We start from the raw sequence: 24,937 nt of genomic DNA on the forward strand, positions 1-24,937 counted from the left end.
CGACGACCGAAAGGGACGTACGGCCATGACCGACATGACGGAGCAGAACCGGACGATGACCCCCGAGGGCGACCAGCCGGTGTCCACGCGCAAGCCCACCCGACGCGGTGGCGGCGATCCGGCGGGCCGTGGGCGCACGACCATCGCCGACGGTGTCGTGGAGAAGATCGCCGGGATGGCCGCGCGGGACGTGCTCGGCGTGCATGCCATGGGCAGCGGACTGTCGCGGACCTTCGGGGCCGTACGAGACCGGGTGCCGGGCGGCTCGAAGTCGGTGACCCGCGGGGTGAAGGCAGAGGTCGGCGAGGTGCAGACCGCACTCGACCTGGAGATCGTCGTGGACTACGGCGTGTCGATCGGCGATGTCGCCCGGGCCGTACGCGAGAACGTGGTCGCCGCGGTGGAACGGATGACCGGACTCGAGGTCGTCGAGGTCAACATCGCGGTGAGTGATGTCAAGCTGCCCGAGGAAGAGGAAGAGGAAGAGGAGCCGGAGCCCCGGATCCAGTGACGCCCGGCGACCTGACAACGCACGGCTGAGGAGCTGAGGAGCGCAGCATGAGCATGGCCGTGGTCGGCATGATCGCCGGGATGGCACTCGGCTTCGCCGGATATTTCGGCGGATTCGGTGCCTTCCTGCTGGTGGCGGCGCTGGGCGCCGTCGGGTTCGTCGTCGGCCGGTTCCTGGAGGGGGACCTGGAACTGGGCGACTTCTTCCGCACCCGTGACGACCGGCGCGACCGGCGGCGGTGACGTCCGTGAGCGACGGAGCCGGTGACGCGCGCAGACTCCCGGCCGTGGTGGCACCGGGCGAGCGCGGTGCGCTGCGGATCGCCGACCGGGTCGTCGCCAAGATCGCGGCCCAGGCGGCACGCGAGGCGGTGGAACCGCTGGCGAAAGAGGCCGCCGCCCCCCAGGCCACCGTTGTCGTGCACCACGACACGGCCCGGGTCCACGTCCACCTCGAACTCGGCTACCCGAGCGACATCGGCGCCCGGTGCGCGGCCGTGCGTCGACATGTCGTCGAGCGGGTAGGCGCGTTGGTGGGAATGGAGGTGCCGGAGGTCGCCGTCCAGGTGGAGCGGCTGCACCCGGCACACCCGCAGGGCACGGCACAGGGGAGGACGCGATGAGCGAGCCCCGGGGATCCGAGACCACCACACAGCCGCTGACCGTCATCGAGAAGGCGCCCGAACCGCCCCCACCGATGGCGGAGGAAGAAACCGACGGCCGCAGCGGCCGCTTCTGGTCGGCGCGCCGCGTACCCGCGGGCATCGTCGCGCTGCTGCTCCTGGTCGGCACGGCCGCCTTCCTCTACGACATCGCCGCCGTACGAGCCCACCGGCCCGCGATGCACTGGCGCCGCGAGCTGGCCGGCCAGCTCTCCACGCGGGCTCTCGACGACACCTGGGTGCTGGTCGGCGCCGGAGTCGCCGCGGCCCTCGGCCTGTGGCTGATCGTGCTCGCCGTCACGCCCGGTCTGCGCGACCTGCTGCCGATGCGGCGCTCGCACACCGACGTCCGGGCCGGACTGCGGCGCGACGCCGCCGCCATGGTGCTGCGCGACCGTGCCATGGAGATCGCGGGCGTCCGGGCGGTACGGGTGCGGCTGCGGCGGCGGAAGGCCGACGTCCGCGCAGTTTCGCACTTCCGCGACCTCGACGACGTACGTGCCGACCTGGACGGCACGCTCAGGGATGCGATCAGGGGCCTCGGCCTGACCCGGCCGCCCGCGCTGACCCTGCATGTCGCGCGGCCGGGACGGAAGGGGTGAGGGCGATGCTCAGGGCGGTCAACCGCGTGCTGATCGGAATCGTCGGGCTGCTGCTGTTCGTCCTCGGCGGCTCGGTGCTCGCCGTGGGCCTGGGCGTGCGGCCCCCGTCGTGGTGGATCCACGACGGACGGCACGACGTCCTGCTCGGCGCGGCCCGGCGGACGCACTGGCGGGACGCCGACTGGTGGTGGCCGACCGTCTTCGCCGTGCTCGCCGTCCTCGTCCTGCTCGCCCTGTGGTGGCTCGCCGCGGTGCTGCGCAGGCGCCGGCTCGCCGAACTGCTCGTCGACACCGGCGACGGCGAGGGCGCGGTGCTGCGCGGCCGGGCCCTGGAGGGCGTACTGGCCGCCGACGCGGCACGCCTGGACGGTGTGGCGCACGCACACGCCACACTGACGGGCAGGCGCACCGCCCCCGAGGCTCACGTATGGATCCAACTGGAGCCCGACGTCGACCCCGGGACGGCCCTGCACGACCTCACCGCCGAGTCGCTGACCCACGCCCGCGAGTCGGCAGGCCTGGCGAAGCTACCGGCGGAGGTACGCCTCCGGGCAGTCAAGCACCGTGCGGAAAGGGTCACTTGAGAGCAACGGCCGTCAGAACCCGTGCCGCATCCCGCCATCGACAGGCACCATGATCCCGGTCAGATAGGACGCGGCCGGAGACATCAAGAACGCAGCCACCCGCCCGAACTCCTCAGGCGCCCCATACCGACGCAATGGAATCCGGGACTCATTGGCAGCCCGAGTGGCCTCGGGATCCGCCGACAACCCGTCGAGTTCGCGCACGCGATCCGTGTCGATGCGAGAGGGCAGCAGCCCCACGACACGGATCCCCCGCGGCCCGAGCTCGTCCGCGATCGACTTGGCGAACCCGGCAAGTCCGGGCCGCAGCCCGTTGGAGATCGTCAGCGCCGGAATCGGCTCGTGCACGGAAGCCGACAGCACGAACCCGATGACACCGCCCGCCTCCAACTCGGCCGACGCGGCACGAGCCAGCCGCACCGCGCCGAGGAACACGGAGTCGAACGCCGTGCGCCACTGCTCGTCCGTGTTGTCGGCGATGAAGCCGGGCGGCGGGCCGCCGACGCTGACGAGGATGCCGTCGAAGCGGCCGAAGTGCTCACGGGCGGCCGCGATCAGCCGCGCCGGTGCCTCCGGGTCGGCGTTGTCGACGGCCACCCCGGCCGCGTTCGGGCCCAGCTCCGCCGCCGCGTCCGCGACGCGCTTCTCGTCCCGCCCCGTGACGATCACCTTCGCCCCGTCGGCGACGAGCTCGCGCGCGGCTGCGTTGCCCAGTCCGCGGGTGGCCCCGGTGACGACGTACACCCGGTCCTTCAGTCCAAGATCCATGGCCCCTATCCTGCCCCGTCGCCCCCGAACAGGGCGAGAGCGGTGTTCACCAGACCGATGTGACTGAACGCCTGGGGGAAGTTGCCGAGCAGGCGGCCCGCCACCGGGTCGTACTCCTCGGACAGCAACCCCACGTCGTTGGCGAGGCCGACCAGCCCTTCGAACAGCTCCCGTGCCTCGTCCGTACGGCCCGTCATGTGCAGGGCGTCCGCGAGCCAGAACGAGCATGCCAGGAACGCGCCTTCCTCGCCCGGAAGTCCGTCGCCGGATGCGCCGGATGCATCCGAGGTGTCGTAACGGCGTACGAAGCCGCCGTGGCCGAGCTCCTCGCGGACCGCGTCGACCGTGCCGACCACGCGCGGATCCTCGGGCGGCAGGAAGCCGACGCGCGGGATGAGAAGCAGGGCGGCGTCCAGTTCGCGCGAGCCGTAGTACTGCGTGAAGGTGTTCCGTTCCGGGTCGTAGCCCATCTCACACACCTCACGGTGCACCTCGTCCCGCAGCGCACGCCAGGCCGTCACGTCGCCGGGCAGCTCCTGGTGCTCCTCCAGAGTGCGCACGGCCCGGTCGGCGGCCACCCACACCATGACCTTCGAGTGCACGAAGTGGCGGCGGCCGCCGCGGATTTCCCACAGGCCCTCGTCCGGCTGCCGCCAGTGCTCGCGCAGCCACTCCAGCAGGACGCCCTGGAGCGACCATATGTGCCGCTTGGGCGACAGCCCCGCACGCCGGGTCAGCCACAGCGAGTCCAGGACCTCGCCGTACACGTCCAGCTGGAGCTGGTTCACCGCGCCGTTGCCGATCCGTACGGGTGTCGACTCGGCGAACCCGGACAGCCAGGGCACCTCGAACTCGGGCAGTCTCCGCTCGCCCGCCACGCCGTACATGATCTGCAGATGCCCCGGGTCGCCCGCGACCGCGCGCACCAGCCAGTCGCGCCAGGCCTCGGCCTCCTTGTGGTAGCCCGCGGACAGCAGGGCGCCGAGGGTGAGGGTGGAGTCGCGCAGCCAGCAGTACCGGTAGTCCCAGTTGCGCACACCGCCGACCCTTTCGGGGAGCGAGGTGGTGGCCGCGGCGACGATGCCGCCGGTCGGGGCGTAGGTGAGGGCCTTGAGGGTGATCAGGGAACGGACGACCGCGTCCCGGTACGGACCGTCGTACGCGCAGCGGACCGTCCAGCGCCGCCAGTCCGTGACGCTGGAGCGCAGTGCCTCGTACGGGTCGACGAGCCGGGGACGGGCCTCGTGCGAGGGGTGCCAGGTGAGGACGAACGCGACCCGCTCGCCCTCCGCGACGGTGAACTCCGAGTGCGTGCCGAAGTCCTCGCCCCAGGTCCGTACGGCGGGCTCGCTGCGCAGCCACACCGAGTCCGGTCCGGCGACGGCGACCCGGTGGCCGCCGGATCTGCGCATCCAGGGGATGATCGCGCCGTAGTCGAAGCGCAGGCGGAGCACACTGCGCACGGTGACGCGGCCGCGGACGCCCTCCACGATGCGTACGACGTCGGGAGCGCGTTCACGCTGCGGCATCAGGTCGGTGACCCGGACCGTCCCCCCGTCGGTCTCCCACTCGGTGTCCAGCACCAGGGTGTCGGGGCGGTAGGCGCGGCGCGTGCAGGTGCCGGCGGTCTTGGGGGCGATCCTCCAGTGGCCGTTCTCCTCGTCCCCGAGGAGTCTGGCGAAGCACGCGGCGGAGTCGAAGCGCGGCAGACACAGCCAGTCGATGGAGCCGTCCCTTCCGACCAGGGCCGCCGTCTGTTCGTCGCCGATGAGTGCGTAGTCCTCGATGCGCGGGTGCACGAAGTTGCGGGTTCCCGGCGGGCCGAGGAGGCAATCAGGGCATCGGCCGGGGGAGTGACGAACCCGCGACGGCGGAGCCCGATCCCGAGAAGATCACCCCCGGGTCCGCCGGGGCCTGGTTGAGGACCCACAGGCCGATCAGCGTGGCCAGGGCGAAGACGACCGCGATCAGAACGGCGAGCACGAGCCGCCGTCGGCGTTCCCGCCGCAGCCACTCGCCGCGTGCCGTGCGATAGGCGTCGGGGGCGGCGTGCACCCCGCCCGCCAGCGCGGCCAGGGCCTCCTGCAGCTCGCGCTCCGTGCGGTCCGGACTGGTGCCACGCGACGGAGTCGCATCTCGATGCGTCATCGCCGGGCCTCCATCGCCTGGGTCAGTGCGGCGATGCCGCGCGCCGTGTGGGTCTTGACGGATCCGCAGGAGATCCCCATCGCCGCGGCGATCTCACTCTCCTTGAGCCCGAGCCAGTGCCGCAGCACCAGCGCCTCGCGCTGCCGGGCCGGCAGCTGCTGGAGGGCGTCGATCAGCACGCGCTGGTCGTCGTGCAGCAGCGCGGTGCTCTCGGCGGACGCGACGAGCTCGTCCCTCGGCTTCTCCTCGTGCCTGCGGGCCACTTGGAGGTGACGTATGCGCATCCGTGTCAGATTGCAGACGGTGGACCGCAGATATGCCTCCGCCGCCTGCGTGTCCCGTAGCCGCCGCCACTTCCGGTAGATCTGGTAGAAGGCCTCGGCGACCACGTTCTCCGGGTCGTCGGCGCCGAGCAGCACGGCGAGGCGCAGCATCGAGGCGTACTGCAGCTCGAACAGGCGGGCAAGGGTGGCCTCCCGCTCCAGGTCGGCCGGGTCGCTCACCGCGGGGGTGAGGGCGGCGGGCCGGGGCAGCGGTACAGGTGCGCTGGATGTGCGTCTCACGGGTTGTTCGCTCCCGTCTCCGGGCGCCGCCTCATGGACAGGCGCGGCGGCAGGTCGGTCAGATCGATGCCGCGCGGGACACCGAGGCGTTCCAGAGCCGCGGTTCCGGCCACGGCGACGATCAGGTTGAGCACGAGGGCGGCGAGCCCGGCGTAGATCTCCAGCGGTCCGAAGCCCAGCGCCACGATGGACGAGAACCCCTCGCGCACGACCATGAAGGTCCCGGCCGCCATGCCCACGCCCCACCCGGCGAGCAGGGCCCGTGGATGCAGCCGCCCGGTGAACAGCCCCACGGCCACCGCCGGGAAGATCTGCAGGATCCAGACCCCGCCGAGGAGCTGGAGATTGACGGCGTCCTGGTCGCGCAGCCCGAACACGAACGCCACCGCGCCCACCTTCGCCGTCAGCGACACCGCCTTGGCGATGCGCACCTGCCGCTTGGGCGTGGCGGTGGGATGGACGTATTCGACGTACACGTTGCGCACGAAGCTGGTGGCGGCCGCGATGGACATCACGGCGGCGGGGACCAGCGCACCCACGGTGATCGCGCCGAAGACCAGCCCGGCCAGCGGCCCTGGCATCAGCCGGTCCACCAGCATCGGTACGGCCGCCTCGGCGCCGCCCTGCGGCGCCCGTACGCCCGCCGCCAGCGCCGCGATGCCGAGAAAGCCGAACAGGGCGAGCAGCCCGGTCCAGGCGGGTAGCGCCACGGCGGTCTTGCGCAGGGTGTGCGGGCCGTCGGCGGCGAAACCGGCGGTGAGCACGTGCGGGTACATCAGCAGGGCCAGTGCGGAGCCGAGGGCGAGGGTGGCGTAGGCCGGCTGCTGTTCGGGGGAGAGGAGCAGCGCCGGGGCGCCCAGCCGCTGTGCCGCGCCGTCGAAGACCGCACCCGGCCCGCCGAGCCGCTCGAGGACCAGCCAGCACACGGCGGTGAGCGAGACGAAGACGGCGACCGCCTTGAGCGCCGAGATCACGGTGGGCGCGCGCAGCCCGTGTCGATATGTCGCCACCGCGAGCCCGGCGAACAGCGCCACCATCACCAGATCGCCCCTCGCGCCCCGCGGATAGACACCGCCGGCCGTCAGCACCGCCCGTATGCCGAGGAGTTGCAGTGCCAGATACGGCATGGTCGCGAGGATCCCGGTCAGCGCGACCACCAGGGCCAGTGGCGGCGAGCCGTACCGGCCGCGCACGAAGTCGGCGGCGGTGACATAGCCGTGCCGGTGGGCGACGGTCCACAGACGGCTCAGCAGGACGAAGGCGATCGGGCAGACGATCACGGTGTACGGCACCGCGAAGAAGGCGGGCGCGCCATTGCCGTACGCCAGTCCCGGTACGGCGGTGAAGGTGTACGCGGTGAAGATCGTGCCGCCCAGCAGCAGCCAGGTCCACACGGGGCCGAGGCTGCGGTCGGCCAGGGCCCAGCCCTCCAGGGACGGCAGCCGGTCGCTTGGGCGCAGCCGGCGCGCGGTCACGGCGAGCAGCGACGCTCCGCCGATCACGGCGAGGAACGTCGCGGTCATGGCGCCGTCGGCCATGGGTCACCGTCCTTGGTGTGCCTGTGCCCTCGGGCGAGAGTTGCGCGAACGGCCGGTTTGGATGACACACGACCGGCGCGAAATCTTCTGGAAATTGGCTGTCAACCGGTTCCGGCGGGTGGGCAACTCTTGCACAGACCGACAGCGAGCGGGAGAGGAGCGCAGCTCATGGCACGGACCGGTCATCACCGGCTGCGGCACGTCGCGATCGCCCTGCTGCTCCTCGCGCCCTCCGCGGGCCTGCTGTGGGTCCCCTGGTACGCCGGCGCGGAGCCGCGGCTGGCGGGGACGCCGTTCTTCTACTGGTACCAGCTCGCCTGGGTGCCGGGGTGCGGCCTGTGCCTGCTTGCCGCGTATGCGCTGACGGACCGACATCGCCGCTGATCCGCGCTGATCCCCGCGCACTACTAGTCACACCGTTCCCGGTGAGGAGTCGCCATGCCCCCGTCAGCCCTGCCCGAATCCGGCCGCGAGGTGCCGGAAAAGTCACGAATGCGGTCCTTCGCGTTGTGGACTGCCGTCTCCCTGATCGGCGCGGTCGCGTGGGGAGTCATCGCGCTGGCCCGAGGGGAGAGGATCTCCGCCGTCTGGCTGGTCGTCGCCGCGCTCGGCTCCTACGCCATCGCCCACCGCTTCTATTCACGGTTCATCGCCCGCCGGGTCCTTCAGGTCGACGACACCCGCGCCACTCCGGCCGAGCGGCTGGAGGACGGGATCGACTACCACCCCACCGACCGGCGGGTGCTGTTCGGCCATCACTTCGCGGCCATCGCCGGCGCCGGGCCGCTGGTGGGCCCGGTGCTGGCCGCGCAGATGGGCTATCTGCCGGGCACCGTCTGGATCATCGCGGGCGTGATCTTCGGCGGCGCCGTCCAGGACATGATCGTCCTGTTCCTCTCCATGCGCCGGGACGGCAAGAGCCTCGGCCAGATGGCCCGGGACGAGATCGGCAGGGTGGGCGGTGCCGCCGCGCTGATCGGCGTCTTCGCCATCATGATCATCCTGCTCGCGGTGCTGGCGATGGTCGTCGTCAACGCGCTGGCCGAATCCGCCTGGGGCACCTTCTCGGTCACCATGACCATCCCCATCGCCCTCTTCATGGGCTTCTGCCTCCGCTACCTGAGGCCGGGCAGGGTCGTGGAGACCAGCGTCATCGGTGTGGGGCTGCTGCTGCTCGCCATCCTCGGCGGCGGCTGGATCCAGAACTCCTCGCTCGCCGACTACTTCGTCTGGAGCCCCACCACCCTGGTGTTCTGCCTGGTCGGTTACGGCTTCATCGCCTCCGTGCTCCCCGTGTGGATGCTCCTGGCCCCGCGCGACTATCTCTCGACCTTCATGAAGGTCGGCACCATCGCCCTGATGGCCGTCGGCGTAGTGATCGCCGCGCCCACCCTCAAGGCCGCCGACGTGACCGAGTTCGCCCGCACCGGCACCGGGCCGGTGTTCGCCGGATCGTTGTTCCCCTTCCTGTTCATCACCGTCGCCTGTGGCGCCCTGTCCGGCTTCCATGCGCTGGTCTCCTCCGGCACCACACCCAAGCTGATCCAGAAGGAGTCCCAGGTCCGGCTGATCGGGTACGGCTCCATGCTCACGGAGTCCTTCGTCGCCGTCATGGCGCTGATCGCCGCCTGTGTGCTCGAACCGGGCCTGTACTACGCGATGAACTCCCCGGCCGCGCTGCTCGGCCCGACCGTGGAGAGCGCGTCGCAGGCGGTGAAGGGCCTCGGGTTCACCATCACCCCGGACCAGTTGACGGCCGCGGCCAAGGCGGTCCAGGAGCAGACGCTGGTCGGGCGCTCCGGCGGCGCCCCCACCCTGGCCGTGGGCATGTCGGAGATCTTCTCCGGGGTGTTCGGCGGCGGGATGAAGGCCTTCTGGTACCACTTCGCCATCATGTTCGAGGCGCTGTTCATCCTCACCACGGTGGACGCGGGCACCCGGGTGGGCCGCTTCATGCTGCAGGACATGCTGGGCAACGTCTGGAAGCCGATCGGCCGGGTCACCTGGAAGCCGGGCATCTGGATCACCAGCGCCCTGGTCGTCGGCGCCTGGGGCTACTTCCTCTACGCCGGTGTCACCGACCCGCTCGGCGGCATCAAGCAGCTCTTCCCGCTGTTCGGCATCGCGAACCAGCTGCTGGCCGCGGTCGCCCTGGCCGTCACCACGACCGTGCTCATCAAGTCCGGCAAGCTGCGCTGGGCCTGGGTGACCGGCATCCCGCTGGTCTGGGACGTGGCCGTCACCTTCACCGCCGGCCGGCAGAAGATCTTCTCCGCCGACCCGAAGATCGGCTTCTTCGCCCAGCGCGACCTCTACGCCGACGCCATCGACGCCGGCCGGCTCCTGCCGGGTGCCGCGGACCTGGACGACATGCACACCATCGTCCTCAACAACACCGTCGACGGTGTGCTCATGGCGATCTTCCTGCTGCTGGTCCTGATCGTCCTGGTCAACTGCGCGGTGGTGTGCGCCCGCGCCCTGCGGGCCACCGGGCCGCTGCCGACGACCGAGGCACCCTACGTCGAGTCGCGCATCGGCGTGCCGGCCCAGCGCAGCGACGACACGCTGGTGGGGGCGGGCTCATGAGGACCGTACGGAAGGTACTGGACACAGCGCTCCGGTACGCGCGGGAACTGACCGGCGAGGCGGAGTACGACCGCTACTGCGAGCGGCACCTCCGCCACCACCCGCACGCACCGTTGCCGACCCGCCGGGAGTACGAGCGGATGCGCACCACGCGGCGCGAGTACGAGTCACCCGGCCGCTGCTGCTGATCCCACGGCGCTCCGACCGCGAGACGGGCGTGCCCTCCCGGCACCGGTGGCACGCCCGCCCCGTGGGCAGATGTGCGGGACGGCTCACACCACGGCCGGCTCCGGGTCCTCGCTCGGCCGCTCCGCCGCCTCGACCCGGTCGCGCAGCTCCCGTCGTACGAGAACCCACCAGCCGACCGGGACGCCCGCGGCGAACAGCCACCACTGGATCATGTACGCGTAGTTCAGCGGAGCGTCCTCCTTGCCGGGCCGGCCGATCAGCTCCGGGGTGTCGCCCTTCGGCTCGGGTGCCGTCTGCGCGATGTAGCCGCCGAGCACCTGGGCGCCGAGGCGCCGGGCCTCCTGTTCGCTGTTGATCAGCATGATCTGCCGGTCCGGCAGCCCCTTGAGGTCCTTGATGCCGCTCGCCGCGGTCGTCTCGTCGGGCATCAGCCGGCCGGTGACGGTGAGCTCGCCGCGGGGCGGGGCGGGGATCTCGGGGAACGCGGTCTGGCTCCTGCCGTTCGCAGGGATCCACCCCCGGTTGATCAGCAGTACCTTGCCGTCCGTCAGGACGAACGGGGTCAGGACGTGGTAGCCGATCTCGTCGTCGGAGTTGGTGCGGCGGCGCACCACGACCTCGCGGTCGGTGTCGAAGCGGCCCTTGGCGGTCACGGTGTGGTACCGCTCGCCGGAGGTCACGGTGTGCCCCGGCGAGGTCAGCTTCTCCACGGATACCGGCTTGGCGTTCAGCGCGTCGGAGACCAGCTGGTTGCGCGCGCTGCGCTCCTGGTACCGGTGCTCCTGCCAGAAGCCGAGCCTGATCATCGTCGGGATCAGTGCGATCGCGACGAGGGTGAGGATCACCCACTGGCGGGTCAGCAGGAAGCGGTAGCGGTGCACCCCACGACGGTACAACTCGGTCGTGGGGTGCAGTCGCGCGGGTACGGCTCACACGCGGTCGACGATCCCCACCTTCCCCGCCTCGCGGGCGCAGTGGGCGCCGCAGTAGAAGTTGCCGTCGGCCTCGGCGCCCTGGCCGATGATCGAGACCTTGCAGTGCTCGCAGACCGGGGCCATGCGGTGGATCGCACAGGAGAAGCAGTCGAAGACGTGCACCGCGCCCTGGGCATGGACCTCGAAGGTCATTCCGTAGTCATTGCCGCAAACTTCGCATTTCGCCATGGGCCACAGGGTGAGCGGTCGCCGTCGCCCGGGCGAGCGGGCTCCGGGCGAGTCGCACGGCAATCACCCATCCGTACGGTCACTTCTCCGACGCGGGCTCGACATCCCTGAGGAGTTGCCCGAACGCCGCCTCGTCCATCACCGGCGTCCCGAACTGCCGGGCCTTGACCACCTTCGACGTGCCCGAGTCGGGGTCGTTGGTGACCAGCAGACTGGTCAGCCGGGAGATGCTCGTCGCGACATGCAGCCCGGCCTCGACCGCCCGGTCCTCCAGCAGTTCGCGGTCGACCGAGGTGTCCCCGGAGAACGCGACCCGCATGCCCTGCTTGAGGCGTTTGCCGTCTTCGTACCGCCCGGGGTTGGGGTGGGGGCACGCGGGCCGCTTGCGGGACGGACGCCAACTCGTCGGCCGGTAGCCACCGTAGCCACCGCTCGTCTGACGGCCGATCAGGGCCGTCGGCCGGTCGCTCCACTCGGTCAGCGGCCGGCACTCCAGCAGCGGCAGCCGCACGCCGCCCTCCGCCGCGGCCCGCAGACTGGGCCGGAACGCCTCCGCCAGCACACGCGCGTCGTCCAGCGCGTGGTGCGCCCGCTGCTGTACGACACCGAAGTGCGCGGCGAGGGACTCCAGCTTGTGGTTGGGCAGCGGCAGGCCCAGCTCCTTGGAGAGTGCGATGGTGCACAGCCGCTGCCGCACCGGAGCCTCACGCTTCGCGCGCGCGTACTCGCGCGCGATCATCTGCCAGTCGAAGACCGCGTTGTGCGCGACGAGCACCCGGCCGTCGAGACGGGCGCCGAACTCCTCGGCGATGTCGTCGAAGAGCGGCGCGCCCTCCAGCACATCGCTCGTCAGACCGTGGATCCACACCGGGCCCGGATCGCGCTCCGGATTGACCAGCGTGTACCAGTGGTCCTCGACCTCGCCGCGCGCGTCCAGCCGGTAGACGGCCGCGGAGATTATCCGGTCGTCCCGGGCCAGGCCGGTGGTCTCCACGTCAACGACCGCGTATCCCTTCGGATACGCGGCCGGCCACCGGGTGGGGGAGGACGCTGCGGTCGTACGGTCATCGAGCATGGTCATTGAGGATACGGGCCGCGACCGACAGTCCCTTCCCCGGCCGTTTTCCTGACGCCTCGCCATGGCGGCCCGTGCGCACACCGCGCGCGCGTGCCGTGAATGGCGCGAATGTCGGGGCCCGCGGCTATGGACCTTTTCACCGCCCGGTGCAAGCGTGCTGCCGCCCGGGCGGATGACGGTCGACGGAAGGGCGGTACGGCGTATGGCACGCGTACGGTACGGCGCACGGACCGAGGCGGAGATCGCCGCCGCGCGCACCGCGAGCGCGAAGCTCCCCGACATCTGGTCCACCGGTGTGGTGGCCGTCTGGGAGACCGACCCGGACGCGGTCGCCGCGGTCCTGCCGCCCCCGCTCAAACCGACGGCACGGCCACTCGTCCGAGTGAACGTCAGCAAGGTCGATCTGCCCGGATACCCGCTAGGCGCCGGTTCGTTCGCGGTCGCCGCCGCCCATGACTCGGTCGAGGGCTGGTACCCGCTCGTCATGCCGATGACCCACGAGCGCGCCCTCACCGGGGGCCGCGAGGTCTTCGGGGAGCCCAAGAAGCTCGGTGAGGTGACCGTGGAGCGCGACGGACTCGTCGTCCGCGCCGCGCTCGCCCGGCACGGCATCGCCTTCGTGGAGGTGCGCGGGGCGGTGACCGGCCCCTTGCCCCTGCCGGAGCCCTCCCGGAAGACCGACTTCTACTTCAAGTTCCTTCCCGCGGTGGACGGTTCCGGCTTCGACGCCGACCCCGTCCTCGTGCACTGCGTGCGCCACGAGAAGGTCCGCAGGCTGGAGGGGATCACCGGGGACGTCGTCCTGCGGGAGTCCATGTACGACCCGGTCGCGGACCTGCCCGTGCGCCGCCTCCTGGAGATCACCCTCGCCGAGAAGACCAGCGACCAGAGCGGCCGGGTCGTCGAACGGGTGGACGCCCAGGCCCTGTTGCCGTACGTCCACCAGCGCTACGACGATCCGCGGCAGGTTCTCGACGCGTCTCCCGAGGGGAGCGTCTGATGGAACTGAGGGCGGGACAGGTCGCCGTCGTCACCGGAGCGGCGAGCGGGATCGGGCTGGCGATGGCCCGGCGGTTCGCCGCGGAGGGTCTCAGGGTGGTCCTCGCCGACGTCGAGGAGACCGCACTGGAGAAGGCCGCGTCGGACCTGCGCGCGGACGGCGCGCACGTGCACGCGCGCGTGGTCGACGTCGGCGAGCGCGAACAGGTCCTGGACCTCGCGGAGTCGGCGTACGACGCCTACGGAGCCGTCCACGTCCTGTGCAACAACGCCGGGGTCGGCTCGGGCGCCGAGGGGCGCATGTGGGAGCACGACCCGAACGACTGGCAGTGGGCGTTCTCGGTGAACGTGTGGGGCGTCTTCCACGGCATCCAGGCGTTCCTGCCGCGCATGCTCGCCTCGGGCGAGCCCGGTCACGTCGTCAACACCTCCTCCGGTGACGGCGGCATCGCCCCGCTCCCCACGGCCTCCGTGTACGCCGTCACCAAGGCGGCCGTCGTCACCATGACCGAGTCCTTGTACGCCCATCTCAGGGCGGAGCACGCGCGGGTGGGCGCCTCGGTGCTGTTCCCCGGGCCGCACATGCTGCGCACGGGCCTGTGGGAGTCGCACCGCAACCGGCCCGCCCGGTACGCCAAGCTGCGGCCCCGCAGAACCCCGTACCGCAGCCTCGGCCAGTGGGAGGCCGCGATGCGCGAGTCGGGCAAGGAGGTGCGCTTCACGCCGGTCGAGGAGGTCGCGGACCTCGTCGTGGACGGCATCCGCGCGGACCGCTTCTGGCTGCTGCCCGAGAGCGAGCACAGCGACGCCCAGATCCGGGCCCGGGCGCGGTCGATGCTCGACCGCGCGAACCCGTCGTACCTCGAGAGCTTCATCCTGGACCGAGACTGAGGAGGCCGCCGTGACCGGCCAGGACCCGTACCTGATCATCTCCTCCGACTGCCACGCCGGGCTGCCCACCGAGGAGTACCGCCCCTATCTGGACTCCCGCTTCCACCGGGAGTTCGACGAGTTCCTCGCGGGCCGCGAACGGCGCCGCGAGGAGATGACACGGCTCGGCATCCGCAACGAGTCGTTCGCGAGCAAGTGGTTCCAGGACAACGAGGAGGGGCTGCGCGGCGGCTGGGACGCCGCGCAGCGTCTGAAGGAGCTCGACGGGGACGGGGTGGCGGCCGAGGTGGTCTTCCCGGACGCCGACGCCGTGGACAGCGGGACGGCCGCGCCCTTCGGGGTCGGCCTGGGACTGTCCGGCGACCAGGACCCGGAGCTGGGCATGGCGGGCGCGCGGGCGCACAACCGCTGGCTGGCGGACTTCGTGTCGCGGCACCCCGAACGGCACTGCGGGGTCGCCCTGTTGCCGATCACGGGCGAGGTCTGCGACGTCGTCGCCGAGGTCCACCGGGCCAGGGAGTCCGGCCTGGGCGCCCTGATGATCCCGTCCATGTGGGTCGACAAGGAGCCCTATCACGACCGCCGTTACGACCCCGTGTGGGCGGCGGCCGCCGAGTGCGGGATGCCCGTGGTCACCCACTCCGGCGCGGCCCCGCGCCACGAGTACGGCGACCACCTGGGCATCTATGTCGCCGAGGTCACCTGGTGGCCCGCGCGGCCGCTCTGGTTCCTGCTGTGGTCGGGCGTGTTCGAGCGGCACCCCGGTCTGCGGTTCGGTGTCGCCGAGTCGGGCTGCTGGTGGCTGCCCAACCTGCTGTGGTTCATGGACCGGCTCTACCTCGGCGCGCACGGCGGCAAGAAGCTCTCCCCCTTCGAGGAACTGAGGCGCCCGCCGCACGAGTACCTCGACCGCCAGGTCTTCATCTGCGCGACCAACACCAAGCGCCGGGAACTCGCCCAGCGCTACGAGATCGGCGTCGACAACATCCTTTGGGGCAGCGACTTCCCGCACCCCGAGGGCACCTGGCCGGACACGCGCGCGTGGCTGCGGCGCACCTTCCACGACATCCCGGTCACCGAGACGCGCCGCATGCTGGGCCTGGCGGCGGCCGAGGTCTTCGGCCTCGACGTCGAGCGGCTCACCCCGCTGGCTCGCCGCATCGGCCCCACACCCGCCGACCTCGGCCAGCCGGACGACCAGGCTGCCGTCGAGGCGTCCTGGGCCCGCTCGCGCGAGGCGGGCCGGCACTGGCTGACGGACAACGACTTCCCGGTCCTGGGGGTGACGCCATGAGCGACGACCGCTACACGGTGATCTCGGCCGACTGCCACGCGGGGGCCGATCTGCTCGACTACAAGCCCTACTTGGAGAAGCGGCACCACGACGAGTTCGACGCGTGGGCGGCCACCTACGTCAACCCGTACGAGGACCTGCTCGCCGACACGGCCGACAGGAACTGGAACTCCGAGCGCCGTCTCGCGGAGCTGGAGCGGGACGGCATCGTCGCCGAGGTCGTCTTCCCGAACACCATCCCGCCGTTCTTCCCTTCCGGCTCGCTGATGGCCCCGGCACCGACCGCGGCGGAGTTCGGGATGCGCTGGGCGGGTCTGCGCGCCCACAACCGCTGGCTGGCGGACTTCTGCGCGGCAGCGCCGGGCCGCCGGGCGGGCGTCTTCCAGATCCTCCTGGGCGATGTGGAGGAGGCCGTGAAGGAGATCCGGTGGGCGGTGGCGGCGGGCCTCAGAGGCGGCCCGATGCTGCCCGGCACACCGCCCGGCTCCGGCCTGCCCGAGCTGTACTCGAAGGCGTACGACCCGATCTGGGCCGTCTGCGCGGAACTGGGCGTCCCCGTCAACCACCACGCGGGCTCGGCCTCCCCGCCGCTCGGCGACGAGGCGGCCGCCCGCGCGGTCTTCATGGTCGAGACGACCTGGTTCTCCCACCGCGCGCTGTGGCACCTCGTCTTCGGCGGCGCCTTCCGCCGTCACCCGGGGCTGAAGCTGGTCCTGACCGAGCAGGGTTCGGGCTGGATCCCCGGTGTGCTCGACATGCTGGACTACTACCACGGCCGCATGGTCGCGGCGGCGGCGCAGGCGTCCACGGCGGAGGCCAAGTTCGGTGCCGGCCTCGCGGCCGGCATGGGCGAGGCGCCGTCCCGGGTGTGGCGCGACAACTGCTTCGTCGGCGCGAGCTTCATGCGCCCGCACGAGGTGCCACTGCGCAACCGCATCGGCCTCGACAAGATCATGTGGGGCAGCGACTACCCGCACGACGAGGGCACCTACCCCTACTCCCGGGAAGGACTGCGCTTCGCGTTCGCGGGCGTGCCGCGAGAGGAGGTCGCCGCGATGCTCGGGGGCAACGCGGCCCGGGTGTACGGCTTCGACCTGGACTTCCTCGACCCGATCGCGGCGAAGGCGGGCCCCACGGTCGAGGAGCTGGCGGAGCCCCTGGCCGAGCCGCCCGCGGACGCCACGAGCCCGGTGTTCGCGCGGGGAGCGTCGGTACGGGTCTGGTGACACCGGGGGTGCGATCCTCGGTCATGTGACCGAACCAACCCATGACGAGGCGCACAGCGGTGCGCTCGGCTCCCGGCTGAACTGGCTGCGGGCCGCGGTACTGGGCGCGAACGACGGCATCGTGTCCACCGCGGGGCTCGTCGTCGGGGTGGCCGGGGCGACGGACGACCGGGGCGCCCTGCTGACGGCGGGCCTGGCCGGGCTGCTCGCCGGGTCGATGTCGATGGCGGCGGGCGAGTACGTGTCCGTCTCCACCCAGCGCGACTCGGAACTGGCCGCGCTGGCCCTGGAGAAGCGGGAGCTGAGGGAGTCGCCGGACGCCGAACTGGAGGAGCTGACCGGGCTGCTGGAAGAGCGCGGGCTCACCCGGGACGTGGCGCGGGAGGCGGCGGTCCAGCTGACGGAACGGGACGCGCTGAAGGCCCACGCGCGCGTGGAGCTCGGAATCGACCCGGACGAACTGACCAATCCCTGGCACGCGGCCTGGGCGAGCTTCCTGGCCTTCACCGTCGGCGCCCTGCTGCCGCTGCTCGCGATCGTCCTGCCGCCGGCCCAGGTACGGCTCGCGGTCACCGTGGCGTCCGTGCTGGCCGCGCTCGTCATCACCGGGTGGAGCAGCGCCCGGCTGGGCGCGGCCGACCCGAGGCGTGCGGTGCTGCGCAACGTGGCGGGCGGGGCGCTGGCCATGGGCGTCACCTATGCCGCCGGAAGTCTGCTGGGGGCGGCGGGCGTCTAGACCGCCCTGCGGGTCGCTTGGCGGAGATCGATAACAAGCAAGCGCGTACCCCCGGTAATACTTGTGGGTAGCAACCTCTAGGCGCGGTGCACGGGCGGCCCTACGGTGCACGCATGCCGAACCTCCCCGATGTAGTGCTCTGGTCCATACCGGCCTTCGTGCTGCTCACCGTCGTCGAGCTGATCAGCGTCCGCCTCCATCCCGACGAGGAGACGGCCGGATACGCGCCGAAGGACACCGCGGCCAGCCTCTCCATGGGGCTCGGCAGCCTGTTCTTCGACGCCATGTGGAAGATCCCGATCGTCGCGATCTACTCGGCGATCTACGCGCTCACCCCGCTGCGCCTGCCCGTCCTGTGGTGGACGGTGCCGCTGATGCTGCTCGCGCAGGACTTCTTCTACTACTGGTCCCATCGCGGTCACCACGTCATCCGCATCCTGTGGGCCTGTCACGTCGTGCACCACTCCAGCAGGAAGTTCAACCTCAGCACCGCGCTGCGCCAGCCCTGGACGAGCCTCACCTCCTGGCCGTTCTACGTCCCGCTGGTCGCCGCGGGCGTGCACCCGGCCGCCGTCGCCTTCTGCTCCTCGGTGAGCCTCGTCTACCAGTTCTGGATCCACACGGAGCGGATCGACAAGCTGCCCCGCTGGTACGAATTCGTGTTCAACACGCCCTCGCACCACCGGGTGCACCACGCGTCCCAGGGCGGCTATCTGGACCGCAACTTCGGCGGCGTCCTGATCGTCTGGGACCGCCTCTTCGGGTCCTTCGTGCCCGAGGCCGAACGCCCCGTGTACGGGTTGACCAAGAACATCAACACGTTCAACCCGATCAAGGTCGCCACGCACGAGTACGTCGCCATCGCCAAGGACCTGAAGGCCGCGCGCGGTTGGCGGGAGCGCGCGGGACGGGTGTTCGCGGGGCCGGGCTGGCAGCCGATGCCGATGCCGGTGGCGGACGCGGCCGAGGAGACCGCGACCGCGTGAGAGAGTCCCGTGTCCTGCTCGCCGCCTTCGCCCTCGCCACCGTCGTCGACCTCGTCTCCCTCGCGGTGGGGTCCGACGCGGGGCACATGACGGCCAAGCCCCTCCTGATGCCTCTGCTCGCCGCCCACGCTGCCCGCGGCGGCGCCCCTCGCCTCCTGCTCGCCGCCCTGCTGTGCGGCTGGGGCGGAGACGTCCTGCTCCTGTCGGACGCGCAGCCCGCCTTCATGGCCGGCATGGCCTGCTTCGCGGCGGGACACGTCTGCTACCTGGTCCTCTTCCGCGGTTACGGCCCCGCACGCGCGGGCGGCGGGCTTCTGGCCCCCGGCTACGCCGTCACCCTCGTCGTCACGATCGCCCTCCTGTGGCCGGACCTGCCCGCCGGCCTCCGTGTCCCCATCGCCTGTTACAGCACCCTGCTGACCGCCATGGCATACGGCGCGGCCGTCCGGCTCGGCCTCGTCGCCGGCCTCGGCGGTGCGCTCTTCATGCTCTCCGACACGCTCATCGCGACGGGCATCGCCGCCTGGCCACAGCCGCCCCGGCCCGACCTCTGGATCATGCTCACCTATGCCCTGGCACAGTCCCTGCTGGTCCGGGGCACCCTCCGCGAGCGGCCCGCGCCGGCGACGGCGTACCGTGAAGTGCGCTCGACCACCCCCTGAGCGCACTCGGAACCGCAGATCAGAGAAGGACCCTCGCCATGCGCGCCACCACCATCCACGCCCCGTACGACATGCGCGTGGAGGACGTCCCCGAGCCCGTGGTGCAGTTGCCCACCGACGCCGTGGTGCGCGTGCTGCGCGCCTGCATCTGCGGCAGCGACCTGTGGGCCTACCGCGGTGAGGCGGCCCGGCAGCCGGGCCAGCGGATCGGCCACGAGTTCCTCGGCATCGTCGAGGAGACCGGCTCCGAGGTGAGCACCGTGCGGCGCGGTGACCTGGTCGTCGCCCCCTTCATGTGGTCCGACGGCGTCTGCGACTACTGCCGCGAGGGCCTGACCACCTCCTGCGAGCACGGCGGCTTCTGGGGCTCCGTCGGTTACGACGGCGGCCAGGGCGAGGCCGTGCGCGTCCCGTTCGCCGACGGCACCCTCGTCCGGCTGCCCAAGGACGCGGCCTCCGACGACCACCTGCTGTCCGCCCTGCTGACCCTGTCCGACGTGCTCGGCACCGGCCACCACGCCGCCCTCGGCGCGGGTGCCCGGCCCGGCGCCACCGTCGCCGTCGTCGGGGACGGTGCCGTCGGCCTGTGCGCCGTGCTGGCCGCCAAGCGCCTCGGTGCCGAGCGGATCATCGCGCTCGGCCGCCACCAGGTCCGTACCGACATCGCCCGCCGCTTCGGCGCCACCGACGTCGTCGCCGAGCGCGGCGACGCGGCCGTCGAGGCGGTCCGTGAACTCACCCGCGGCCAGGGCGCGCACGCCGTCGTCGAGGCCGTCGGCACCGAGCAGTCGATGCGCACGGCGGTCAACATCACCCGCGACGGCGGCGCGATCGGCTTCGTCGGCGTACCCCACGGCAGCGGCACCGGCCTCGACCTCGGCGTCATGTTCGACCGCAACATCGCCCTGCGCGGCGGCGTCGCACCGGTCCGCGCGTACATCCCGGAGCTGCTGCCCGACGTCCTGGACGGCACCGTCGACCCGTCGCCGGTCTTCGACCTGACGGTCGGCCTGGAAGGCGTACCGGACGGCTACAAGGCCATGGACGAGCGCACCGCGCTCAAGGTCCTCGTCACCAACTGAGCCGTCGGCCGGTCACCAGCGGATCGGCAGCGGCAGCGCCGTCAGCAGCCCCGACACCGTGACGACCAGGCCGAGGGCGACGACCTCGGCCCGTGCGGGCACGCACGCGGTCAGCGGGTCGGGCGCCCGGCGCAGCCGGATCCGCGCCCACAGGGCGAGCAGGGCGACGACGGTCACCAGGATCACCTTGGCGAGCAGGGCACGACCGTAGGCGGTCGCCGTCAGCTGGTGCAGCACCGTGTCCGCCGGCATCCGGCGCAGGGTGCTCCACAGGCCGGTGGCGGTGATCGCCGCGAGCAGTACGGTGGCCACGCGCGCGTAGAGCCCCAGCAGCGCGGCGCCCGCCTCGCCGCCGCGGCCGGGCCAGAGCCGCAGGGTCCGCAGCACGTGCAGCAGGGCGCCCGCCCACAGGGCCGCGCACGTCAGATGCGCGAGCGTCAGGCCCGAGCCGACCAGCGGGCCGTGCTCCGTGGTGGGGTGTGCGCGCAGGGCCTCCGCGAGGACGACCGCGGCCAGTGGCCAGATCTGGGTGCCGGGCCGGCGCGACAGGGCGCACAGACCGGCGACGATGAACGCGTTGACCTCGATCAGCGCGAGCGCGCCTTCGCGTGTGGAGTACAGGCCCCCGATGTCGATCTGGGACAGGCTGTGCGGCACCAGGTTTCCCGTCGCCACGACCGAGGCGAGGCCGAGCGCGGCGACGAAACCCGTCGCGGCCGCGTAGGGGGACCAGCTGCGCGGTGTGTCCGGGGGAGCGCCGGGCAGCCGATGGGCCAGCCGGTTCACGAACAGCTCGCCCATCGGTATGCCCAGGGCCGTGAACAGCGCCGTGCGCAGCAGGGCCAGGCCGCCGACGCCGGGCGCGGCGGCCTCACCGGTGCCGTGCAGCGCGGCGGACGGCCCCAGCAGGGATATCAGGGCGGTCGACGTCACCAGGGCCAGGACGGCGGCGGCCCGGACCACTGCGGTCCGGCGGCCGGCCGGGCTCTCGCCGTCCGCCTTCGCGGTCGGTCGTATCAACGTCACCCCTGGATCCTCGCCAGTGGTCACAAAACAGGGCAAGTAAAGGACAGCAACCGGGGGATGGGCGGTCCGCCCACTGATACGGTTCCGGCCACCCCTGCGCTCAGGACCACCGGGGCGCGTCCGCCCCCCAGGATCCCGGCGGCCGCGCCCAGTCGACCGGCCCGCCGGCGAAGGACACCGGCGGCGGAGCGTACCGCAGCCGTCCCAGCGCGCTGTCCCGCTCGGCGAGCCGGGGGTGTGCCGCGTCGTGGGCGGTGTCGCCCGCCGGGCCGTGCTCGATCCCCTGCGTCAGCCAGGCCCCGGTCCGGGCCAGCGCAAGCCGCACGAACCGGCTGCCACCGTCGTACGACTGCTCCGTCAGCGCCCGCAGCACCGCGGCCGCCAGCAGATAGCCCGTGCCGTGGTCCAGGGCCTGCGCGGGCAGGGCACCGGGCTGCCCGGCGCACCCCTCGATCGCCGCGATGCCGGTCGCGACCTGCACCAGGCTGTCGAAGCCCCGCCGCCCGCCCCACGGCCCGTACGTGCCCCACGCCGATACCTGTGCCACGACCAGCCCGGGGCGCCGCTCGGCCAGCGCCTGGGGGGACAGCCCGAAGCGGTCCAGGGAGCCCGGCCGGTAGCCGGTGATCACGACGTCCGCCTCGGCCAGCAGTTCCTCGAAGACCGTGCGATCGGCGGCGAGATCCAGCGTCGCCGAGCGCTTCCCGATGTCCGTGTCCGCGTGCAGGTCCGGGAGTTCGGGCAGCCGCGGGGCGTCCACGCGCAGCACGTCCGCGCCGAGCAGGGCGAGTGTGCGGGTGGCGACCGGGCCCGCGAGGACCCGGGTCAGGTCCAGCACCCGCAGCCCGGCGGCCGGCAGCAGGGGAGTGCCCTCGACCGGTGCGAGCACACGCGCGGGTGCCGAGTCCAGCCGCTCGCGCTCCACCAGCGGCCGCTGCGCCAGCGCGGCGGACTGCTCGTGTGCGGCCCACTCCTCGGGAGTGCGCAGGGCGACGGCGAGGCCTCCGGCGCCGTACACCGCCTCCTCCACCTCCAGGGCGGACCGCTCGGCGAGCCGGGCGGCGACGTCCTCCACCGGGGCCGCGGCGTCCTCCGGCAGCCCCAGCGCGCCCAGCAGCCGCGCCCGGTGGTGCGGATAGTTGGCGTGGGTGCGCACCCAGCCGTCCGCGGTCCGCCAGAACCGGGACAGGGGCGCGAAGACGACCGGCGCCCGTCCGTCCACCTGCAGCAGCCGCTCACTGTGGAAGGCGGCCGCGACCGCCGCGTCGTCGACCCGGACCTCCGGCACCTCGGCGAGCCCGGCCCGCCGCGCGCCCAGCTCGGCGGCGGCCAGCGCGCAGGTGCCCACACAGGTGCGCGCCAACTCCCTGACGGGCAGCCTCGCTTCGAGCGCTCCCCGGCGTACGACGGTCGACACACGCGAGAGCAGAGCGGGATCGCCGCCCACCGCGTCCCAGGCGTACTTGGTTTCTGTCATGACTGCACTATGCAGTATTGATTCAATCAACCTTGGACGCAGCGGCCCACCACAGGCGCACCTCCTTGCCGACATCGGTGGGGCGCAGCTCCCAGCCCTGGGCGAGGGCGGCTTCGGCGACGTAGCGTCCGCCCACTCCGCGGTAGTCGCGCAGCGGTATCGCACACTCGACCGGCGGTCGCGGCTTCTTCGGCACGACCGGCCCCGAGGCCCGCCCGGTCCAGTCGGCGACCGTCTTGTCGACCCGCGCCCGGTAGTAGTCGGTGTCGCCCTCATGCCGCAGTTCAGGCCAGGTCACGCACCAGGAGGGCAGTCTCATCGTCCGGTCCAGCACTCGGTCCATGAACGTGTCGAACCACCGCTCGGAGTCGCTGAACGCGGCGATCACCTCGGCCACCAGCCCCACGGCGAAGAGGAAGGCCCACGACGCCGGGGCAAGCAGACACAGCACGGGCAGGTACGCGACAGTGGCCAGGAAGCGGAGCGCCAACTGTCCCCGGGGCCGGACCGGTTCGGGTCTCCAGGTCAGGGGATCTTCATACTCGAGCATGACGGAGATCCTGCCGCACGAGACGCCCGGGCCGGGCGGTCGTCCCGCCCGGCCCGGGTCATCTGCACACAGGCTCTACTTGGTCACCGCGGCCAGCGCATCCGCCGTGCCCCAGCCGTAGAAGCCGTTGTAGTTCTTCACGCCCTCGCACACCGCGTCGACCTTGCCGTCGCCGTTGATGTCGTACGGGTCCGTGCACGGCGTGGCGTCCGCCTCGGCGTACAGCAGCGCCTTCACCAGAGCCGCCGGGGCATGCGGATGCGTTGACTTGATCAATGCGGCCACACCGGCGACATGCGGGGTCGCCATCGACGTACCCGCCATGTAGCCCCACTTGCCGCCCGGCAGCGGGCCCAGGATCAGACCGCTGGTCGCCGGGGGCGCCGGCTTCTGGTAGGCCGTCGAGTCACCGCCGGGCGCGGCGATGTCGACGACCCCGAGGCCGTAGTTGGAGAAGGACGACTTGATGCCCTTGGCGCCGGTCGCCGCGACCGTCACGACACCGGGCAGCTGGGTCGGTATGTCGTAGCACTTGTGCGGGTCGATCACCCGGTCGCTGGGCGTGCCGTCGTTCGGCGAGACCGGGTCGGTGATCGAGTCGGACGCGAGGTCGTAGCTCTCGTTGCCCGCCGCCGCGACGTTGACCGTGCCCTTCTTCTCCGCGTACCAGGAGGCCCGGGTGATGGCGTCGACGAGCGCCCTCTGGTCCGGGTCGTCCTTGCAGTTGAAGTACCACGGGTCGGTGTAATAGCTGTTGTTGGTCACGTCCACGCCGTGCTCGGCCGCCCACATGAAGCCGCAGACCACGGCCTCCGTGTAGAAGTAGCCGGCCGTGGTGGCCACCTTGATGCCGGCAACCTTGACGCCGGGCGCGACACCGGTGATGCCGACGCCGTTCTTGGCGCCCGCGATCTCGCCCGCCACATGCGTGCCGTGCGGGCTCTCCGCCGCGCTGGGCCGCCAGGAGCCGTCGGTCGTGTCCGGCTTGCCCGACACACAGTTGGCGGAGGCGTCCCGGTCGAAGTTGGGCGCGATGTCGGGGTGGGTGTCGTCGACGCCGGTGTCGATGACGGCGACGGTCACGTCCCGGCTGCCGAGGGTCTTCTCGTGCGCCTTGTCCGCCTTGATGGCGGGCAGGTCCCACTGCAGCGGCTCCAACGGGTCCTGCCCGTCGGCCGCCTGCGCGTTCGCGACCTCTTCGGCGCCGAGCACCTTCGGCGTGCCGACGTCGGTGGTCGACTGCGCGGGCAGCGGCGCGTTGCGCGTGGCACCGGCGGAGTCGACCCCGTGCACCGTGCGGACGGTCTTGGCGAAGTCGGGGTTCGACGAGTGGACGACGATCACGCCGATCCGGTCGTACGAGATCACGACCGTGCCGCCGGCCTCGGCGATGGCCTTCTTCACTTGCGCGGAAACGCCGTGCCCGGGGCGGACATTGACGACATAGCTGAGCGAGGGTGCGTCATCGGCCACCGCCGTCGTGGCGTCGGCCGCGGACGCCGTGACGTTGGGCAGGAACGCGAGGGCCGTCGCCATGGCCATCCCGACCGGGATCGCCATGGCACGGCGGTAGCGCGACTGGGGCGCTGTCATGGTGTCTGTGTCTCCAGTTCGTTC

Annotated in this window: 28 protein-coding genes; 16 read left to right on the plus strand and 12 right to left on the minus strand. The window is 71.9% G+C overall.

All coding sequences use genetic code 11. From position 1 onward, the window contains the following. Window positions 1-25 precede the first annotated feature (25 nt). Genes Q8A52_RS42090 through amaP form a run of 5 tightly spaced genes read left to right on the plus strand, consistent with a single transcriptional unit; the run spans window position 26 to window position 2,358 of the window. Complete coding sequence (locus tag Q8A52_RS42090; RefSeq protein ID WP_316762233.1) at window positions 26-511, plus strand: Asp23/Gls24 family envelope stress response protein; 486 nt, start codon at window positions 26-28, stop codon at window positions 509-511. A 47-nt stretch (window positions 512-558) separates the two neighbouring features. Beyond that, a complete protein-coding gene (locus Q8A52_RS42095) occupies window positions 559-753 on the plus strand; it encodes a hypothetical protein (protein ID WP_263207242.1) in 195 nt (64 codons plus the stop codon). After that, window positions 750-1,133 (plus strand): Asp23/Gls24 family envelope stress response protein, encoded by a 384-nt coding sequence (locus tag Q8A52_RS42100; RefSeq protein ID WP_316762240.1) that lies wholly within the window; start codon window positions 750-752, stop codon window positions 1,131-1,133. The genes Q8A52_RS42095 and Q8A52_RS42100 overlap by 4 nt, the downstream gene beginning before the upstream one ends. After that, window positions 1,130-1,774 carry a DUF6286 domain-containing protein gene (locus Q8A52_RS42105; RefSeq protein WP_316762242.1) on the plus strand — a complete coding sequence of 215 codons (645 nt, stop codon included), beginning with the start codon at window positions 1,130-1,132 and terminating at the stop codon, window positions 1,772-1,774. The genes Q8A52_RS42100 and Q8A52_RS42105 overlap by 4 nt, the downstream gene beginning before the upstream one ends. A 5-nt stretch (window positions 1,775-1,779) precedes the next feature. Beyond that, window positions 1,780-2,358: an alkaline shock response membrane anchor protein AmaP gene (amaP, locus tag Q8A52_RS42110; RefSeq protein ID WP_316762245.1), complete on the plus strand. Its 579-nt coding sequence runs from the start codon at window positions 1,780-1,782 to the stop codon at window positions 2,356-2,358. Between the two features lie 12 nt (window positions 2,359-2,370). Here the strand turns inward: amaP and Q8A52_RS42115 are convergent, their stop codons facing one another. The 5 genes from Q8A52_RS42115 to Q8A52_RS42135 are packed head-to-tail and all read right to left on the minus strand — an operon-like array spanning window position 2,371 to window position 7,375. After that, window positions 2,371-3,126 (minus strand): SDR family oxidoreductase, encoded by a 756-nt coding sequence (locus Q8A52_RS42115; protein ID WP_316762247.1) that lies wholly within the window; start codon window positions 3,124-3,126, stop codon window positions 2,371-2,373. Window positions 3,127-3,131: 5 nt separating this feature from the next. Beyond that, window positions 3,132-4,925 carry a glycoside hydrolase family 15 protein gene (locus Q8A52_RS42120; protein ID WP_316762250.1) on the minus strand — a complete coding sequence of 598 codons (1,794 nt, stop codon included), beginning with the start codon at window positions 4,923-4,925 and terminating at the stop codon, window positions 3,132-3,134. A 34-nt stretch (window positions 4,926-4,959) separates the two neighbouring features. Continuing rightward, the gene (locus Q8A52_RS42125) at window positions 4,960-5,274 is read right to left on the minus strand and encodes a hypothetical protein (RefSeq protein ID WP_316762253.1); all 315 of its coding nucleotides are present in this window, start codon (window positions 5,272-5,274) and stop codon (window positions 4,960-4,962) included. Beyond that, on the minus strand, window positions 5,271-5,837 hold the full coding sequence (locus tag Q8A52_RS42130; RefSeq protein WP_316762256.1) for a sigma-70 family RNA polymerase sigma factor: 567 nt from the start codon (window positions 5,835-5,837) through the stop codon (window positions 5,271-5,273). The genes Q8A52_RS42125 and Q8A52_RS42130 overlap by 4 nt, the downstream gene beginning before the upstream one ends. After that, entirely contained in the window at window positions 5,834-7,375 is a 1,542-nt protein-coding gene (locus Q8A52_RS42135; RefSeq protein ID WP_316762259.1) for a sodium:solute symporter family protein, read from the minus strand. Before Q8A52_RS42135 ends, Q8A52_RS42130 begins: the two co-directional genes overlap by 4 nt. Before the next feature lie 168 nt (window positions 7,376-7,543). Between Q8A52_RS42135 and Q8A52_RS42140 the strand changes: the two genes are divergently transcribed. From Q8A52_RS42140 to Q8A52_RS42150, 3 genes are read left to right on the plus strand one after another with little or no spacing between them, the layout of a single operon-like run. Beyond that, window positions 7,544-7,759 carry a DUF3311 domain-containing protein gene (locus Q8A52_RS42140; protein WP_316762262.1) on the plus strand — a complete coding sequence of 72 codons (216 nt, stop codon included), beginning with the start codon at window positions 7,544-7,546 and terminating at the stop codon, window positions 7,757-7,759. A gap of 54 nt (window positions 7,760-7,813) precedes the next feature. Continuing rightward, the gene (locus Q8A52_RS42145) at window positions 7,814-9,961 is read left to right on the plus strand and encodes a carbon starvation CstA family protein (RefSeq protein WP_316762265.1); all 2,148 of its coding nucleotides are present in this window, start codon (window positions 7,814-7,816) and stop codon (window positions 9,959-9,961) included. Beyond that, window positions 9,958-10,149 carry a YbdD/YjiX family protein gene (locus Q8A52_RS42150; protein ID WP_316762269.1) on the plus strand — a complete coding sequence of 64 codons (192 nt, stop codon included), beginning with the start codon at window positions 9,958-9,960 and terminating at the stop codon, window positions 10,147-10,149. Before Q8A52_RS42145 ends, Q8A52_RS42150 begins: the two co-directional genes overlap by 4 nt. An 84-nt stretch (window positions 10,150-10,233) precedes the next feature. Here Q8A52_RS42150 and Q8A52_RS42155 read toward each other — a convergent pair whose 3' ends face one another. The 3 genes from Q8A52_RS42155 to Q8A52_RS42165 form a co-directional block, all read right to left on the minus strand. Next, window positions 10,234-11,031, minus strand: a complete 798-nt coding sequence (locus Q8A52_RS42155; RefSeq protein WP_316762271.1) for an SURF1 family cytochrome oxidase biogenesis protein — start codon at window positions 11,029-11,031, stop codon at window positions 10,234-10,236. Window positions 11,032-11,079: 48 nt separating this feature from the next. Further along, window positions 11,080-11,313: a hypothetical protein gene (locus Q8A52_RS42160; RefSeq protein WP_263207229.1), complete on the minus strand. Its 234-nt coding sequence runs from the start codon at window positions 11,311-11,313 to the stop codon at window positions 11,080-11,082. A gap of 79 nt (window positions 11,314-11,392) precedes the next feature. Continuing rightward, a complete protein-coding gene (locus tag Q8A52_RS42165; RefSeq protein ID WP_316762275.1) occupies window positions 11,393-12,388 on the minus strand; it encodes a DEDDh family exonuclease in 996 nt (331 codons plus the stop codon). Between the two features lie 205 nt (window positions 12,389-12,593). Here Q8A52_RS42165 and Q8A52_RS42170 point away from each other — a divergent pair, with 205 nt between their 5' ends. The 8 genes from Q8A52_RS42170 to Q8A52_RS42205 all read left to right on the plus strand — a co-directional run bounded on the left by Q8A52_RS42170 (window position 12,594) and on the right by Q8A52_RS42205 (window position 20,267). Beyond that, complete coding sequence (locus Q8A52_RS42170; RefSeq protein WP_316762279.1) at window positions 12,594-13,391, plus strand: acetoacetate decarboxylase family protein; 798 nt, start codon at window positions 12,594-12,596, stop codon at window positions 13,389-13,391. Further along, the gene (locus Q8A52_RS42175) at window positions 13,391-14,281 is read left to right on the plus strand and encodes an SDR family NAD(P)-dependent oxidoreductase (RefSeq protein WP_316762282.1); all 891 of its coding nucleotides are present in this window, start codon (window positions 13,391-13,393) and stop codon (window positions 14,279-14,281) included. Before Q8A52_RS42170 ends, Q8A52_RS42175 begins: the two co-directional genes overlap by 1 nt. Window positions 14,282-14,291: 10 nt before the next feature. Continuing rightward, window positions 14,292-15,575 (plus strand): amidohydrolase family protein, encoded by a 1,284-nt coding sequence (locus tag Q8A52_RS42180; protein ID WP_316762285.1) that lies wholly within the window; start codon window positions 14,292-14,294, stop codon window positions 15,573-15,575. After that, entirely contained in the window at window positions 15,572-16,801 is a 1,230-nt protein-coding gene (locus Q8A52_RS42185) for an amidohydrolase family protein (RefSeq protein ID WP_316762288.1), read from the plus strand. Before Q8A52_RS42180 ends, Q8A52_RS42185 begins: the two co-directional genes overlap by 4 nt. Window positions 16,802-16,826: 25 nt before the next feature. Further along, window positions 16,827-17,537: a VIT1/CCC1 transporter family protein gene (locus tag Q8A52_RS42190; protein WP_316762291.1), complete on the plus strand. Its 711-nt coding sequence runs from the start codon at window positions 16,827-16,829 to the stop codon at window positions 17,535-17,537. 113 nt (window positions 17,538-17,650) lie between these two features. Next, entirely contained in the window at window positions 17,651-18,523 is an 873-nt protein-coding gene (locus Q8A52_RS42195) for a sterol desaturase family protein (protein WP_316762295.1), read from the plus strand. Continuing rightward, a complete protein-coding gene (locus tag Q8A52_RS42200; RefSeq protein WP_316762297.1) occupies window positions 18,520-19,185 on the plus strand; it encodes a lysoplasmalogenase in 666 nt (221 codons plus the stop codon). The genes Q8A52_RS42195 and Q8A52_RS42200 overlap by 4 nt, the downstream gene beginning before the upstream one ends. Before the next feature lie 38 nt (window positions 19,186-19,223). Continuing rightward, window positions 19,224-20,267, plus strand: coding sequence for a zinc-dependent alcohol dehydrogenase family protein (locus tag Q8A52_RS42205; protein ID WP_316762300.1), 1,044 nt, complete (start codon window positions 19,224-19,226; stop codon window positions 20,265-20,267). 12 nt (window positions 20,268-20,279) lie between these two features. Here Q8A52_RS42205 and Q8A52_RS42210 read toward each other — a convergent pair whose 3' ends face one another. From Q8A52_RS42210 to Q8A52_RS42225, 4 genes are all read right to left on the minus strand, one after another. After that, complete coding sequence (locus Q8A52_RS42210; protein ID WP_408649353.1) at window positions 20,280-21,293, minus strand: CopD family protein; 1,014 nt, start codon at window positions 21,291-21,293, stop codon at window positions 20,280-20,282. A 100-nt stretch (window positions 21,294-21,393) separates the two neighbouring features. Next, window positions 21,394-22,770 (minus strand): CoA transferase, encoded by a 1,377-nt coding sequence (locus tag Q8A52_RS42215; protein ID WP_316762302.1) that lies wholly within the window; start codon window positions 22,768-22,770, stop codon window positions 21,394-21,396. A gap of 22 nt (window positions 22,771-22,792) precedes the next feature. Further along, entirely contained in the window at window positions 22,793-23,320 is a 528-nt protein-coding gene (locus Q8A52_RS42220) for a hypothetical protein (RefSeq protein WP_316762304.1), read from the minus strand. Between the two features lie 75 nt (window positions 23,321-23,395). Then, on the minus strand, window positions 23,396-24,913 hold the full coding sequence (locus Q8A52_RS42225) for a S8 family peptidase (protein WP_316762306.1): 1,518 nt from the start codon (window positions 24,911-24,913) through the stop codon (window positions 23,396-23,398). Window positions 24,914-24,937 lie beyond the last annotated feature (24 nt).

This window comes from Streptomyces herbicida, from assembly GCF_032656585.1.
GTDB lineage: Bacteria > Actinomycetota > Actinomycetes > Streptomycetales > Streptomycetaceae > Streptomyces > Streptomyces herbicida.

Coding starts and splice junctions, on each gene's coding strand:
- amaP (WP_316762245.1), top strand. CDS start 1,780: ATGCTCAGGGCGGTCAACCGCGTGCTGATCGGAATCGTCGGGCTGCTG.
- Q8A52_RS42175 (WP_316762282.1), top strand. CDS start 13,391: ATGGAACTGAGGGCGGGACAGGTCGCCGTCGTCACCGGAGCGGCGAGC.
- Q8A52_RS42125 (WP_316762253.1), bottom strand. CDS start 5,274: ATGACGCATCGAGATGCGACTCCGTCGCGTGGCACCAGTCCGGACCGC.
- Q8A52_RS42160 (WP_263207229.1), bottom strand. CDS start 11,313: ATGGCGAAATGCGAAGTTTGCGGCAATGACTACGGAATGACCTTCGAG.
- Q8A52_RS42220 (WP_316762304.1), bottom strand. CDS start 23,320: ATGCTCGAGTATGAAGATCCCCTGACCTGGAGACCCGAACCGGTCCGG.
- Q8A52_RS42105 (WP_316762242.1), top strand. CDS start 1,130: ATGAGCGAGCCCCGGGGATCCGAGACCACCACACAGCCGCTGACCGTC.
- Q8A52_RS42170 (WP_316762279.1), top strand. CDS start 12,594: ATGGCACGCGTACGGTACGGCGCACGGACCGAGGCGGAGATCGCCGCC.
- Q8A52_RS42195 (WP_316762295.1), top strand. CDS start 17,651: ATGCCGAACCTCCCCGATGTAGTGCTCTGGTCCATACCGGCCTTCGTG.
- Q8A52_RS42150 (WP_316762269.1), top strand. CDS start 9,958: ATGAGGACCGTACGGAAGGTACTGGACACAGCGCTCCGGTACGCGCGG.
- Q8A52_RS42095 (WP_263207242.1), top strand. CDS start 559: ATGAGCATGGCCGTGGTCGGCATGATCGCCGGGATGGCACTCGGCTTC.
- Q8A52_RS42215 (WP_316762302.1), bottom strand. CDS start 22,770: ATGACAGAAACCAAGTACGCCTGGGACGCGGTGGGCGGCGATCCCGCT.
- Q8A52_RS42135 (WP_316762259.1), bottom strand. CDS start 7,375: ATGGCCGACGGCGCCATGACCGCGACGTTCCTCGCCGTGATCGGCGGA.
- Q8A52_RS42115 (WP_316762247.1), bottom strand. CDS start 3,126: ATGGATCTTGGACTGAAGGACCGGGTGTACGTCGTCACCGGGGCCACC.
- Q8A52_RS42140 (WP_316762262.1), top strand. CDS start 7,544: ATGGCACGGACCGGTCATCACCGGCTGCGGCACGTCGCGATCGCCCTG.
- Q8A52_RS42090 (WP_316762233.1), top strand. CDS start 26: ATGACCGACATGACGGAGCAGAACCGGACGATGACCCCCGAGGGCGAC.
- Q8A52_RS42145 (WP_316762265.1), top strand. CDS start 7,814: ATGCCCCCGTCAGCCCTGCCCGAATCCGGCCGCGAGGTGCCGGAAAAG.
- Q8A52_RS42225 (WP_316762306.1), bottom strand. CDS start 24,913: ATGACAGCGCCCCAGTCGCGCTACCGCCGTGCCATGGCGATCCCGGTC.
- Q8A52_RS42165 (WP_316762275.1), bottom strand. CDS start 12,388: ATGCTCGATGACCGTACGACCGCAGCGTCCTCCCCCACCCGGTGGCCG.
- Q8A52_RS42205 (WP_316762300.1), top strand. CDS start 19,224: ATGCGCGCCACCACCATCCACGCCCCGTACGACATGCGCGTGGAGGAC.
- Q8A52_RS42185 (WP_316762288.1), top strand. CDS start 15,572: ATGAGCGACGACCGCTACACGGTGATCTCGGCCGACTGCCACGCGGGG.